This window comes from Streptomyces sp. NPDC003036 (genome assembly GCF_040611175.1).
In the GTDB taxonomy this organism is placed as follows: Bacteria; Actinomycetota; Actinomycetes; order Streptomycetales; family Streptomycetaceae; genus Streptomyces.
Window position 1 is genome coordinate 74,236 of record NZ_JBEXNO010000017.1, and the last position, 13,336, is coordinate 87,571.

Sequence of the window (13,336 nt, forward strand, 5' to 3'; positions counted from 1 at the left end):
CCGAGGAGGGCCCGGAGGAACCGGCCGGGCTGCGGCTGGCCGGGGGCCGAGCGGTGGAGGGCGACCCCACCGCCGTGCCGTTGGACGCCGCCATGGGCGGCGGCGGGGCGGCCGGGGACGCCTGGCTGCCGCGGGACAGGATGCAGGCGATCCTGGAGGCCACCAAACAGGTCGCGGGGCTGCTCAAGGGCGCCGGGCTGCGGTTCGCGCTGGCGGGCAGTGTCGCGGCGTACGCGCACGGCGTGCCGGGCAACCTCCAGCACGACACCGACTTCGCGATCCTGCGCGAGGACGCGGACGAGGTGGCCCGGGTGCTGGAGGGCGCCGGGATCCCGGTGCGCAAGCCGCCGGAGGACTGGCTGATCAAGGCGACGGCGCACGGCGAGAACATCGATCTGATCTTCGAGCTGGCCCGGCATCCGGTGACGCCCGATCTGCTGGAGCGTGCGGACGTCCTGCCGGTGGACTCGGTGCGGATGCCGGTCCTCGCCCCGACGGACCTCGTGGGCAGCCTGCTGGCCGCCTTCTCCGAGCACCACTGCGACTTCGGAGCCGTACTGCCGATCGCCCGGACCCTGCGGGAGAAGATCGACTGGGAGCTGCTGCGGCGCGAGAGCCGGGGGTCCGCGATGCCCGAGGCGTTCCTGTTCCTGCTGGAGCGCCTGAACGTGATCGAACCGGTCACCGAGCGAACGCTCACCGAACGACGGGAGGGACCGTCATGAGCGCGGCCGACACCGCCGAATACCGCATCGCCCACTTGCGGGACCGGCTCGCCAGCGAGGACATCGCCGAGCTCGGCGTACGCATCGAGCAGCGGGGGGCGAGCGTGATGCTGTACGGCACCGTCTCCAGCCCCGCCTGCCGCACCGAGATCCTGCGGATCGCCGCGGAGGAACTGGCCGGGCTCCCGCTGCGGGAGGACCTGGTCGTGGCCTCCGCGAATCCGCCCGACCACTCCGAGGAGCTGACGTGATCCGAGTAGCAGCCGTCGGCGACATCCACCTGGGCCCGGACAGCGCCGGAACGCTGCGCCCCGCCTTCGAGACGCTCCGCGACTGCGCGGATCTGCTGCTCCTGGCGGGCGACCTGACGCGGCACGGCACGGCCCGGGAGGCGGAGGTGGTCGCCGGGGAGGTGGCCGGTCTCGGCGTGCCGGTCGTGGCGGTCCTCGGCAACCACGACTACCAGAGCGACCAGGAGGCGGAGGTGACGGCGGCGCTGGACGCCGCCGGTGTGACGGTGCTGGAGGGCGAGGGCACCGTGCTGAGCATCGACGGGGTGCGGGTCGGCGTGGCCGGGACCAAGGGGTTCGGCGGCGGTTTCGCCGGGCGCAGTGGCGGCGAGTTCGGCGAGCCGGAGATGAAGTCGTTCATCCGGTACACCCGGCGCTGCGCGGACGGGCTGCGGGGGTCGCTGAACACCCTGAAGGACGCGGGCTGCGCGGTGCGGATCGCCCTGACGCACTACTCCCCCGTGCCGGACACGCTGGCGGGCGAGCCGCTGGAGATCTATCCGTTCCTGGGCAGCTACCTGCTGGCCGAGGCGGTGGACGAGGCGGGCGCGGACCTGGCGGTGCACGGTCACGCGCACATGGGCGTCGAGCACGGCATGACCAGCGAGGGGATCCGGGTGCGCAACGTCGCCCAGCCGGTGATCGGCCGGGCCTTCGCCATCTACCACCTGTCCGTGCACGCGGAGGCCGGGGACGGTCAGGACAGGTGGGCGCGGGAGCGGGCGGCCGCGGTGCGCTAGGCACGCTCGCCGGTCGCGTTAGTCCTCCACGAAGCGGGGGTAACGGAGGATACTGCGACACATCGGACCAAACCGCAGAAAGACGGCATCGAAGGAGCCGAGGATCGTGACGGACGTATCGAGCCGGGGCCCCGCGCCCGGCGACGACCGGAAGGTGCTCACCAACCGCCAGGGGCACCCGGTCTACGACAACCAGAACCAGCGCACCGTCGGCGCCCGCGGCCCGGCGACGCTGGAGAACTACCAGTTCCTGGAGAAGATCAGCCACTTCGACCGGGAGCGCATCCCCGAGCGTGTCGTCCACGCCCGCGGCGTCACCGCGTACGGCTACTTCGAGGCGTACGGTGCCTGGGGCGACGAGCCGATCAGCCGCTACACCCGCGCCAAGATCTTCCAGGAGCGCGGCAAGCGCACCGACCTGGCCGTGCGCTTCTCGACGGTGATCGGCGGCCGCGACTCCTCGGAGGCCGCCCGCGACCCGCGCGGGTTCGCCGTGAAGTTCTACACCGAGGACGGCAACTGGGACCTGGTCGGCAACAACCTGGGCGTGTTCTTCATCCGGGACGCGATCAAGTTCCCGGACGTGATCCACTCGCTCAAGCCCGACCCGGTCACCTTCCAGCAGCAGCCGCGCCGGATCTTCGACTTCATGTCGCAGACCCCGGAGTCCATGCACATGCTGGTCAACCTCTTCAGCCCGCGCGGCATCCCCGCCGACTACCGCCACATGCAGGGCTTCGGCGTCAACACGTACAAGTGGGTCAACCAGGAGGGCAACACCGTCCTGGTCAAGTACCACTGGATGCCCAAGCAGGGCGTGCGCAGCATGACCGAGGAGGACGCGGCCAACGTGCAGGCCGAGAACCTCGGGCACGCCACCAAGGATCTGTACGAGGCGGTCGGGCGCGGCGACTACCCCGAGTGGGAGCTGCTGGTCCAGATGATGGAGGACCACGACCACCCGGAGCTCGACTTCGACCCGCTGGACGACACCAAGACCTGGCCGGAGCAGGACTTCCCGCCCAAGCCGGTCGGCAAGATGGTGCTCAACCGGATGCCGGAGAACTTCTTCGCCGAGAACGAGCAGATCTCCTTCGGTACGGGCGTGCTGGTGGACGGCCTGGACTTCTCGGACGACAAGATGCTGGTCGGCCGGACGTTCTCGTACAGCGACACCCAGCGCTACCGGGTCGGCCCGAACTACCTCCAGCTCCCGGTCAACCAGGCCAAGAACGCCGACGTGCGCACCAACCAGCGCGACGGCTTCATGACGTACCGCCAGGACGGCCACGGCGAGAACCCCGACGTCAACTACGAGCCGTCGATCAGGGGCGGGCTGCGCGAGGGCGAGTACCCCACGCACGACGAGCAGGGCCCGGAGATCCGGGGGCGGCTCACCCGCAAGCGGATCCCGCGCACCAACGACTACATGCAGGCCGGGCAGCGGTACCTGCTGATGGAGCAGTGGGAGCGCGACGACCTGGTGCGCAACTTCGTCAACGCGCTGAAGGAGTGCGACCGGCCCGTCCAGGAGCGGATGGTCTGGCACTTCCTGCTGGTCGAGAACGACCTCGGGCTCCGGGTCGGCGAGGGCCTGGGCATCAGCCCGCAGGACGTCGCCCACCTCGAACCCCTCGCGAGCCAGGACCTCACGGAGGAGGACCGCAAGCGGCTGGCGAACCTCGGGGAGAACCCGCCCCGGGACGTGGAGGGCCTGACCATGACGCACTGCGTGCCGGACGAGCGGCATGTGGTGACGCGCTGACGGCACCGGCCACAGGGCCCCACCCCCACCGGGTGGGGCCCTTGCCATGCGCCGCGCTCGCCCTGCGCCGCGCTCGGTGTTTCAGGGGCGGCGCCAGGCGTCGCTCTCCAGGTGGGACCCGGCCTGCGGGCCCATGCGGAGCATCCCGCCGTCCACGACCCAGGACGCGCCGGTGACGTACGAGGACCCCTCCCCCGCCAGGAACGCGATGACCGACGCGACCTCGCGGGCGTCGCCCGGCCGGCCCAGCGGCACGCCGGGCCGGGACGTCCGCGTCACGTCCTCGTCCTCCTGGCCCGTCATGGGCGTGGCGATCTCGCCGGGCGCGACGGCGTTCACGGTGATGCCGTACTCGGCCAGCTCCAGCGCCATCACCTGGGTGAGCAGCCCGAGGCCGCCCTTGGCCGCGCAGTAGGGCGCGGCGCCGACGCGCGGCTGGTGCTCGTGCACGGAGGTGACGTTGACGATCCGGCCGCCGCCGCCCTGCCGGATCATGCGGCGCGCGGCGATCTGGCCGCAGAGGAACGGCCCGATCAGGTCGACGTCGAGGACGCCGCGCACGGTCTCGTACGCCATGTCCAGGAAGGGCGTGGCCGTGCCGGTGCCGGCGTTGTTGACCAGGACGTCGACGCGGCCGAGCTCCTCCGCGAGCCGGTCCACGGCGTCGGCGGCGTCCGGCAGCTTGGTCAGGCCCATGTGGGTGAGGGCGGCCCGGCGCCCGTGCGCTCGTACCTCCTCGGCGGTCCGCCGGGCGCCCTCCTCGTCGGTGTGCCAGGTGATGCCGACGTCCATGCCGTCGGCGGCGAGCCGGACGGCGGTGGCGCGGCCGATGCCCGAGTCGGACCCGGTGACGACGGCGACGGGGGTACGGGCGGCGCGGTCGCGGGCGGGTGAGTTCATCGCTCCTCCTGGACGGTGGTCACTCGTTGGACGGTCGCGTTGGTCGGGAGCTTTGGCGGTACCACGTCGCCCGGAGGGCAAACGCGGGCGTCCGGGCGGTTACTGGGGCGGGTGTGTACTGAGTGACTGATGATCGGGCAGGGGAATGAGATGCCAGAAGTATCAGCTCCTGTGATCAAACTGGTGCGGCGGACGACCGAACCCGTGGCGGTACAGACCATTCGATCGACCGCGGCGGCCGTCATCTCGTTCGTCGTCGCGCTGGCCGTGCTGCCCGACCAGCCCTCTCCCCTGACGGCGCCGCTCACGGCGCTGCTGGTCGTGCAGGTCACTCTCTACTCGACCCTGACCACCGGGATCCGGCGGGTGAACTCGGTCGTCGTCGGCGTACTCCTCGCCGTCGGCTTCAGCGCGCTCGTGGGGCTGACCTGGTGGAGCCTCGGGCTGACCATCTTCACCGCGCTGATCGTCGGCCGCTTCGTACGGGTGGACGAGTTCGTGCCGGAGGTGGCGATCAGCGCCATGCTGGTCCTCGGCGTCTCGCAGGCCGCGTCGGTGGCCTGGCACCGGGTGCTGGAGACGCTGATCGGCGCCGGGGTGGGCCTGCTGTTCAACCTGCTGTTCGCGCCGCCCGTGTGGGTGCAGAGCGCCGGGGCCTCCATCGACGGGCTGGCGCGGGGCATGGGCCGGATGTTCCGGACCATGGGCGACGAGATCGGCGAGGGGCACATCCCGTTCCCGCACGCGGCCGCCCGGCTGCACGAGGCGCGGCGGCTGGACCACGACATCGTGGAGGTCGACGCCTCACTGCGGCAGGCGGAGGAGAGCCTCATGTTCAACCCCAGGGTGCGGGAGGGGCTGCTGTCACGGATCGTGCTGCGCACCGGCCTGGACACGCTGGAGATCTGCGCCGTGGTGCTGCGGGTGCTGACCCGCAGCCTGACCGACCTGGCGAAGTTCCGCACCGAGGAGTCGCTGTTCCCGCCGGACGTGGCGGCCGGGCTCAAGGAGCTGTTCGGGCAGATGGCCGATGCCATCGAGAGCTTCGCCCGGCTGATCACCACGCAGGTGGCGGCCAACGCCGAGCGCGCCGAGGAACAGCTGACCGAGGCGCTCGCCGCCAGCCGGGCCACCCGTGACCGGGTCGCCGACATGCTCCTGGAGGACGTGCAGGAGCATCCCCGGCAATGGCAGCTGCACGGGGCGCTGCTCGCGGAGATCGACCGCATCCTCGACGAGCTGGACCTCGACAAGCGCAGTGAGCGCCTCATGGAGGAACTGGACCGCCGCTCGGCCGAGCTCGGCGAGCGCCACCCGCGGTTCCACGCCCTGAGCCGCCGGCTGCGCGGCCGTCGTGCGGAGCGCCGCCCCCGGGTCGAGGCGTAGGACCTGTCTTCCGGCTCGGGGTCGGCGGCGCGGCCGCTGTCGGACCCGGGTGGCAAGCTGGAAGGACTGCCCCCGCCGCAGGGAGAAACCGATGCACCGCCCGCCCCCGCCCCCTCCTTCACCGCCGCCCGACGGGCCGGACGCGCTGTTCGGCCTCCAGGAGCTGCTGTGCGCCGCCGAAGCGCCGGAGCACGGGCCGGAGCCGGGGCCCGCCGGAGCGGACGCCGCCGCCGGACTGCTCGACGTGACCAAGATCCACGCCGAGCCGGCGGCCGCGCTCTCCCCGCGCGGACGCGCCATCATCGGGCGGTTCCCCGGCGCACGGCTCATCGAGGTGGGCTCCCACTGGAACATCCCGCGCCTGCACGGCAACGAGGGCAACGCGGAACGCTGGGTGCGCGTCAAGCGGCAGACGCTCGTGCTGGGCGTGCGCAAGTCGTTCGAGGTGCGCCCGAACGGCCGCTCCGCCGACTGGATCGCCCCCGGCGCCTCCAACGGGTGCGCCATGGCGTGCGCGTACTGCTACGTGCCGCGCCGCAAGGGCTACGCGAACCCGATCACGCTGTTCACCAACGTCGAGGACATCATCGGGGCCCTCGACCGCCACATCGGCGGCCTCGGGCCCAAGCCGGAGCCCAACCAGTGCGATGCCGACCGCTGGGTGTACGACATCGGCGAGAACGGCGACTGCTCCGTGGACGCGCTGATCGGCGACGGCACCGCCGCGCTCGTCCACGCCTTCCGGCGGTGGCCCACCGCCAAGGCGTCCTTCGCCACCAAGTACGTCAACCGCGCGCTCCTCGACCTCGACCCGCGCGGCGCCACCCGTGTCCGCTTCTCCGTCATGCCGCCCGCCGACTCACGGCTCCTGGACATCCGCACGAGCCCGGTGGCCGACCGGATCGCGGCCGCGGGCGACTTCGTCGCCGCCGGATACGAGGTCCACTTCAACCTCTCCCCCGTGGTGATCCGGCCCGGCTGGGAAGCCGACTGGGCCGAGCTGCTGCGCCACATGGACGACGTCCTCCCGCCCGCCGTCAAACGGCAGGCGGCGGCCGAGGTCATCATGCTCACCCACAACCGCGAGCTGCACGAGGTGAACCGGACCTGGCACCCGCGAGCCGAGGACGTCCTGTGGCAGCCCGGTCTGCAACAGGCCAAGCGCTCGCAGAACGGCGCCCGCAACGTCCGCTACCGCGACGACGTCAAGCGCGAGGCCGTCGCGCGCCTCACGGCGCTGATCGGGGCCCACGCGCCCTGGCTGCGGGTGCGGTACGCGTTCTGACAGGCGTACGGCCGCAAGGGCATCGGGCGGCGGAGGCGTGGAACACGTCCGCAAGGCCCGGCGGAAGCGCCGGCCCCCGAACCGCCGACCCGAGGAGGCCCTGTGTCCGACGACGCCCTCGCCCCTGTGTACGCCCGTATCCGGGAGGAGGTCGCCGCGCGCGCCGACCGGCTGTGGGACGTCGCCCTGGCGCTCCACCGCGATCCGGAGACCGCCTTCGAGGAGCACCGGGCGGCGCGGCTGCTCTCCGGTGAGCTGGAGACCGCCGGGTTCGAGGTGGAGCGGGGGGTCGCCGGCCTGCCGACGGCGTTCACCGGCCGGTCCGGCGGCGATGGGCGGCCGTGCGTGGCGCTGCTGCTGGAGTACGACGCGCTGCCCGGCCTCGGTCACGCGTGCGGCCACAACCTGATCGCGGCGGCTGGTCTGGGCGCGGCCCTCGCCGCGCGGGCGGCGCTCGGCCGGGTCGAGGGCTCGCTGCTGGCCGTCGGCACGCCGGCCGAGGAGCACGGCGGCGGCAAGGTCGTCGAGGTGGAGGCGGGGCTCTTCGACGGGGTCGACGCCGCGCTGATGGTGCATCCGGGCGTGTACGACTGGACGTGGGCGCCGCTGACGGCCAGCGCGCAGCTGCGGGTCGGCTTCCACGGCCGCGCGGCGCACCCGACGGGCAACCCGACGGAGGGCATCGACGCGCTGGCCGCGCTGATCCAGCTCTTCAACACCCTGCCGGTGCTGAGCAGGAGGCTGCCGCCCGGCTCGCACGTGCAGGGCATCGTGTCGGACGGCGGCCGCGCCACGAACATCGTCCCGGAGTACGCGGAGGGCCTCTTCGGGCTGCGTGGGGGCACCACGGCGGCCCGGGAGGAGCTGGAGGCGGAGCTGCGCTCCTGCGCGCAGGGCATCGCGCTGGCCACCCGTACGACGGTGGACGTGGACCGGGTCGGCGAGGGCTACGAGCACTTCCGCGACAACGACGTGCTGTCCGGGCGGTTCGCGGACCACATCGCGCGGGCGGGGCTGCGGCTCTCGGAGCCGGTGCCGGGCATCTACCTCGGCTCGTCCGACATCGGGAACGTCAGCAACCGCGTGCCCGCGATCCACCCCTGGGTGTCGATCATGGACCTGGAGGACGGCGCGGACCACACGCCGCGGTTCGCGGCCGCCGCGGCCTCCCCCCGCGCGCGGCGGGCCATGCTCGCGGCCGCCGAGGCGCTGGCCTGTACGGCGGCGGACGTCCTGCTGCGCACGGAGGTGCAGGAGCGGGCGTGGGCCTGCCTGCGGGACAAGGCCGCGGCCGGGCTGTGACGCCCGTTCCCGAGCGCGCGCGGCACCTCAGTCCTCGATGGCCACGCGGATGCTCTTGACCTCCGTGTCCGCCGCGTCGGGCACGACCATGCCCGCGTCGACGCCGGTGCGCAGATAGCGCAGGACCTCCGCGTTGAGGCGCTCGCCGGGCAGGGCCGCCGGGATGCCGGGCGGGTACGGGGTGAGCATCTCGGCGGTGATCCGGCCGACGGCCTTCTCCCACGGGACCTGCTCGGTCCTGCCGAAGAACGCGTCACGCGGGAGGATCACCTGCTCCAGCCGCAGCTCGGCCGGGTCGGGCACCTCGATCCGGGGCGCGGGGCGCAGCTCGTCGGCGTGGGCGGCGGCCTCCGCCAGGGCTGCGACGAGGGCGTCCGCGCTCGCTTCGTCGTCCGCGTGGGTGAGCTGGGCGCTGCTGCGGCGGTGGTCCGACAGATGCAGGTTGATGTGGTGCTTCTCGCGCAGCCGGTCGGCGACGCGGTAGCCGGTCGTGCCGAGGGCGGAGATGTCGACGATGACCTGGAGCGGGTCCATGTCGGAGGCGCGGCCGGGCCCGCAGAAGTCGTCGCGGCCGTGCACGTGCAGGCCGTCGATCTCGGCGATCCGCGCCCGTACCGACTTGGCGAGGGCGAGCGCGTCGTCGTAGAGGGCGTGGCCGTGTTCCACCATCTGGCGGCGCCAGCCGTCGAGGGCAGCGTAGACGAGCACGGAGGGGCTGGTGGTGCCGAGCAGGTCCTCGCGGTTCTTGAGGACCTGCGGATCGATGAGGTCGCCCTGGAGGTGGAAGACCGAGCCCTGCTCCAGCCCGGAGCCCATCTTGTGGACGGAGGTGACGCACACGTCCGCCCCGGCGTCCATGGCCCAGGTCGGCAGGTCCGGGTGGAAGGGCAGGTGGGCGCCCCACGCCTCGTCGACGATGAGGGGTACGCCGTGCTCGTGGCAGACGCGCGCGATGCCGGGCAGGTCGGAGCAGGTGCCGTACGGCGTCGGCGTCGTCACCAGCGCGCCGCGCGCGTCGGGGTGCTCTGCGAACGCGGCGCGGAAGGCGTCGGCGGACGGCGGGTGCGCCAGGTGCAGGTCGGCGTCCCACTGGGGGTCGACCCAGATGGGCACGATGCCGGCGAGGACCAGGCCGGAGACCACCGACTTGTGCGCGTCGCGGCCCACGAGCAGCTTCTCGTGCGGGCCCGCGACCGACAGCATCGCCGCCTTCACGGACAGGGAGCTGCCGCAGGTGGAGAAGAAGGTGTGCTCCGCGCCCACCGCGTCGGCCATCAGCTCCTGGGCGTGCTCCAGGATGCCCTGGGACGACATCCGGTCGTCGAGGCCGCTGGTGGCCAGGACGTCGGAGAGGAACACGGCGTCGCCGAGCACCGCGCGGACGCGGGGATCGGCACCGCGCCCCTGCTTGTGCCCGGGCGGGGTGAAGGGGGTCTGGTTCTCGGCGTGGTACGCCTTCAGGGCGTCGAGTACGGGTGCCTTCGAGTGGTCCATGTCCTCGCGGGTGCCCTCGCGCCCGGGCCGGAAACGGGACCGCTCGTGTGGCGCTCAGGGCCGCGGGTTGGTGCGCTGCCAGCGCGGGCGGGCGTCGCCGCCGCGGCGCCCGGCGACGGAGACGCAGCGCGGGCAGAGGCGCTGGACGCGGTCGGCGGCGCCGCCCGACTCCGGGAAGGTGTCGGTCCACGTGATGTGGGGGAAGCGGGCCAGTTGGGAGCGGCTGAGGGAGAGTCCGCAGACCGTCTGGTTGAGGCCCGGTTCCCAGGCGTGGACCTCGCCGGCGGGCAGCCGGCGGCGGCCCTCCTCCTCGTCGGTCCACTGCCCCGAGGCGGCGACCGCGTACCGCTTGGCTCGCGGGGCCATGGGCGGCTCAGCCGGCGGCGTTGTCGACGCGCAGCCGCACCTGCTGCTCCAGCCGCTCCAGACTGCGGTCGAGGGCGTCGGAGACGGCCTTGTCGCCCGGGTCGTGGCTCTCGTCGAAGAAGGACAGGTGCACGGTCACCTCGCTGGTGCCGGTGTCCATGCCGGCGACCTGGAGCCAGCCGGTGTAACTGCCTTGCTCCCGGGTGCCCCATTCGAGCCGCATCTGGTCCCGCTCGGCGCGCAGCAGGGCGGGCGTGTCCTCGTCGGTGCGGTCCTCGTGGACGGTGACGGCGGGCAGGTCCTGGGCGTGTACGTGCAGCTCGGCGGGGAGCCAGGTGTCCAGCTGGTCGATGTTGGCCACCTGGTCGAAGACGTGCTCGGGCAGCGCGGGCATGGTGCGGGAGCGTTCGTACTCGGTCATCGCTGTGTACCGTCCTCGGCTCGGGGTCGGTCGTTCCCGTCACGGGTTCCCGGCAGGCGGCGGCTGAAGCGGGGCGAGGGCCAAGCGGGCAAAAAGAGAGCCCCGGCTGGACGGGGGAACCAGCCGGGGCAGTCAGGGGGCGGTTGTGAAGGCGTCTTCACAACCGACTGAATGAACGATAAACCATTCCTGCGCGACGGCGCCAATCGCCTCCGGGCAGGACTTTCGCCCGTCCGGGCCTCACCGCCTCACCGCCTCACAGCGCCGACTGCGGAGCCGTACGCCCCGGGGCGGTCGTGGCCGCGGCGGCCGCCTGAGCCGACAGCGGCGTCGCGATGTCCTCCAGCGACCTGCGCTCCGCCGGGACGGCGAGGAACAGGGCCACCAGACCGCCCAGGACCATCACGGTGGCGCCGATGCAGAAGGCCAGCACGGTGTCGGCGGGGGCACCGCTCTCCGTGAGACCCGCGAAGATCAGCGGCCCCGAGATCCCGCCGACGGCGGTGCCGATGGCGTAGAAGAAGGCGATGGCCATGGCCCGGGTCTCCATCGGGAAGATCTCGCTGACGGTGAGGTACGCGGAGCTCGCGCCCGCCGAGGCGAAGAAGAGGACCACGCACCAGCAGGCCGTCAGGGTGGTCGCCGTGAGCCGCCCGTCGCCGAAGAGCCAGGCGGTGGCGAAGAGCAGGATCCCCGAGAGCAGGTACGTACCGGCGATCATGGGCCGGCGCCCCCAGGTGTCGAAGAGGTGCCCGAGCAGCAGCGGTCCCAGGAAGTTCCCGGCCGCGATGACCGCGAAGAAGTAGCCGGTGGAGCCGCTCGGCACGTCGTAGAAGGTCACCAGGATGGCGCCGAAGCCGAAGGTGATGGCGTTGTAGAGGAACGCCTGCCCGATGAAGAGCGCCAGGCCCAGCACCGCCCGCCGGGGGTAGGTCCGGACGAGGGTCCGGGCGATCTCTACGAAGCCGACGCTGTGCCGCTGCTTGATGGTGATCGCGCCGGCGGGCTCGGGCAGCGGCTTGCCCTTCTCGCGCTCGATCTCGCGTTCGACGTCGGAGACGAGCTCCTCGGCGCCCTCGGCGCGGCCGTGGATGAACATCCAGCGGGGTGATTCCGGGACGTGCCGGCGTACCAGCAGGATCACCAGGCCGAGGACGACGCCGAGGCCGAAGGAGATCCGCCAGCCGAGGTCCTTCGGGAAGAGGGCGGTGTCCAGGAACACGACGGACAGCAGGGCGCCGCCCATGGCGCCGAGCCAGAAGCTGCCGTTGATGATCAGGTCCACCCGGCCGCGGTACTTGCTGGGGATCAGCTCGTCGATGGCGGAGTTGATGGCCGCGTACTCCCCTCCGATGCCGAAGCCGGTGAGGAAGCGGAAGAGGAAGAACCACCAGGACGAGTACGACAGCGCGGTCAGCGCCGTCGCGGCGAGGTAGACGGCCAGGGTGATGAGGAAGAGCTTCTTGCGGCCGAAGCGGTCGGTCAGCCAGCCGAAGAACAGCGCGCCGGAGCAGGCGCCGGCGACGTACAGGGCGGCGGCGACACCGGTGACCTGGGCGCTGCTGATGGCGAGGCCGCTGCCCTCCTCGGACAGGCGGCTGGCCATGCTGCCCACGATGGTGACCTCGAGGCCGTCGAGGATCCAGACGGTACCCAGGCCGATCACGATCATCCAGTGCCACCGGGACCACGGCAGCCGGTCCAATCTGGCGGGGACCTGCGTGGTGACGGTCCCGTTCGTCGACTGACCGAGCTCGCTCATGGGTCACCTCCGGGGGGTGTCGTGGCGCGACGCGTGTACCCCATGATCAATCCAGGGAAACGGGCCTGCACGCCGGGCGAGCGGGTACCCCGGCGGTCATGGACGCCATGAGACCCCTGGCCGTGGTGACCGGAGCCTCCAGCGGCATCGGCCGTGAGCTGGCCCGGACGTTCGCCGCGAACGGCTTCGACCTGGTCGTCTGCGCGGAGGACGCCGCGCTGGCGGCCGCCGCCGAGGAGCTGCGCGGCCGCGGCACCGACGTCACGGCCGTCACCGCGGACCTCGCCATGTACGACGGCGTCGAGCAGCTGTACGCCGCGGTGCTCGCCACCCGGCGCCCGGTCGCCGCAGCCGCGCTGAACGCGGGCGTCGGCGCGGGCGGGGCCTTCGTCGACACCGACCTCGCGGACCACGCCCGCGTCATCGACCTCAACATCAACGGGACGGTGCACCTCGCCCACCGGCTGCTGCGCGGGATGGTCGACGCGGACGAGGGCCGGCTGCTGATCACCTCCTCGGTGGCCTCGCTGGCGCCGGGGCCGTTCCAGTCCGTCTACAGCGCCTCCAAGTCGTTCCTCCAGTCCTTCGCGCAGGCGCTGCGGGAGGAGCTCAAGGACACCGGGGTCACCGTCACCTCGCTGATGCCGGGGGCCACGGAGACGGACTTCTTCCACCGCGCGGGCATGGACGACACGCGCCTGGGCCGCCTGCGCCACAAGGACGATCCGGCGCAGGTCGCCGAGGACGCCTTCGCGGCCCTGATGCGCGGCCGGACGCGGGTGGTCGCGGGCTCGGTGAAGAGCCGGGTCCTCGGCGCCGCCGTCAAGGCCGTACCCGACCGGGTGAAGGCGGCGGGGCAGCGCTACTGGTCGGAGCCGCGCGCGGCACGGCGCTAGGGAG

General features: G+C 72.5%; 13 protein-coding genes. 8 read left to right on the forward strand and 5 right to left on the reverse strand.

Going from position 1 to position 13,336, the window contains the following annotated elements; all coding sequences use genetic code 11:
- Nucleotides 1–92: 92 nt before the first annotated feature.
- The 4 genes from ABZX67_RS15090 (at nucleotide 93) to ABZX67_RS15105 (ending at nucleotide 3,520) form a co-directional block, all read left to right on the forward strand.
- Nucleotides 93–725 carry a nucleotidyltransferase family protein gene (locus tag ABZX67_RS15090; protein WP_355359675.1) on the forward strand — a complete coding sequence of 211 codons (633 nt, stop codon included), beginning with the start codon at nucleotides 93–95 and terminating at the stop codon, nucleotides 723–725.
- Nucleotides 722–976, forward strand: coding sequence for a hypothetical protein (locus tag ABZX67_RS15095; protein ID WP_355359490.1), 255 nt, complete (start codon nucleotides 722–724; stop codon nucleotides 974–976). Before ABZX67_RS15090 ends, ABZX67_RS15095 begins: the two co-directional genes overlap by 4 nt.
- On the forward strand, nucleotides 973–1,755 hold the full coding sequence (locus ABZX67_RS15100; protein ID WP_355359493.1) for a metallophosphoesterase: 783 nt from the start codon (nucleotides 973–975) through the stop codon (nucleotides 1,753–1,755). The genes ABZX67_RS15095 and ABZX67_RS15100 overlap by 4 nt, the downstream gene beginning before the upstream one ends.
- 106 nt (nucleotides 1,756–1,861) lie before the next feature.
- Nucleotides 1,862–3,520 (forward strand): catalase, encoded by a 1,659-nt coding sequence (locus tag ABZX67_RS15105; RefSeq protein WP_355359496.1) that lies wholly within the window; start codon nucleotides 1,862–1,864, stop codon nucleotides 3,518–3,520.
- Between the two features lie 81 nt (nucleotides 3,521–3,601).
- On the opposite strand, the gene ABZX67_RS15110 is transcribed toward ABZX67_RS15105, so the two are convergent.
- The gene (locus ABZX67_RS15110) at nucleotides 3,602–4,420 is read right to left on the reverse strand and encodes an SDR family oxidoreductase (RefSeq protein WP_355359499.1); all 819 of its coding nucleotides are present in this window, start codon (nucleotides 4,418–4,420) and stop codon (nucleotides 3,602–3,604) included.
- A 150-nt stretch (nucleotides 4,421–4,570) separates the two neighbouring features.
- Between ABZX67_RS15110 and ABZX67_RS15115 the strand changes: the two genes are divergently transcribed.
- The 3 genes from ABZX67_RS15115 (at nucleotide 4,571) to ABZX67_RS15125 (ending at nucleotide 8,393) form a co-directional block, all read left to right on the forward strand.
- Nucleotides 4,571–5,806 carry an aromatic acid exporter family protein gene (locus tag ABZX67_RS15115; RefSeq protein WP_355359502.1) on the forward strand — a complete coding sequence of 412 codons (1,236 nt, stop codon included), beginning with the start codon at nucleotides 4,571–4,573 and terminating at the stop codon, nucleotides 5,804–5,806.
- A 91-nt stretch (nucleotides 5,807–5,897) separates the two neighbouring features.
- Nucleotides 5,898–7,091, forward strand: coding sequence for a spore photoproduct lyase family protein (locus ABZX67_RS15120; RefSeq protein ID WP_355359505.1), 1,194 nt, complete (start codon nucleotides 5,898–5,900; stop codon nucleotides 7,089–7,091).
- A gap of 102 nt (nucleotides 7,092–7,193) precedes the next feature.
- Nucleotides 7,194–8,393: an amidohydrolase gene (locus tag ABZX67_RS15125; RefSeq protein ID WP_355359508.1), complete on the forward strand. Its 1,200-nt coding sequence runs from the start codon at nucleotides 7,194–7,196 to the stop codon at nucleotides 8,391–8,393.
- A 27-nt stretch (nucleotides 8,394–8,420) separates the two neighbouring features.
- Here ABZX67_RS15125 and ABZX67_RS15130 read toward each other — a convergent pair whose 3' ends face one another.
- From ABZX67_RS15130 to ABZX67_RS15145, 4 genes are all read right to left on the reverse strand, one after another.
- Nucleotides 8,421–9,887, reverse strand: a complete 1,467-nt coding sequence (locus tag ABZX67_RS15130; RefSeq protein WP_355359511.1) for an ornithine decarboxylase — start codon at nucleotides 9,885–9,887, stop codon at nucleotides 8,421–8,423.
- Between the two features lie 54 nt (nucleotides 9,888–9,941).
- Nucleotides 9,942–10,253, reverse strand: a complete 312-nt coding sequence (locus ABZX67_RS15135) for a hypothetical protein (RefSeq protein ID WP_355359514.1) — start codon at nucleotides 10,251–10,253, stop codon at nucleotides 9,942–9,944.
- Nucleotides 10,254–10,260: 7 nt separating this feature from the next.
- The gene (locus tag ABZX67_RS15140; RefSeq protein WP_355359517.1) at nucleotides 10,261–10,674 is read right to left on the reverse strand and encodes an SRPBCC family protein; all 414 of its coding nucleotides are present in this window, start codon (nucleotides 10,672–10,674) and stop codon (nucleotides 10,261–10,263) included.
- Between the two features lie 256 nt (nucleotides 10,675–10,930).
- Nucleotides 10,931–12,436: an MFS transporter gene (locus ABZX67_RS15145; protein ID WP_355359520.1), complete on the reverse strand. Its 1,506-nt coding sequence runs from the start codon at nucleotides 12,434–12,436 to the stop codon at nucleotides 10,931–10,933.
- Between the two features lie 98 nt (nucleotides 12,437–12,534).
- On the opposite strand from ABZX67_RS15145, the gene ABZX67_RS15150 reads away from it, so the two are divergent.
- The gene (locus tag ABZX67_RS15150; RefSeq protein WP_355359523.1) at nucleotides 12,535–13,332 is read left to right on the forward strand and encodes an SDR family NAD(P)-dependent oxidoreductase; all 798 of its coding nucleotides are present in this window, start codon (nucleotides 12,535–12,537) and stop codon (nucleotides 13,330–13,332) included.
- Nucleotides 13,333–13,336: the final 4 nt, after the last annotated feature.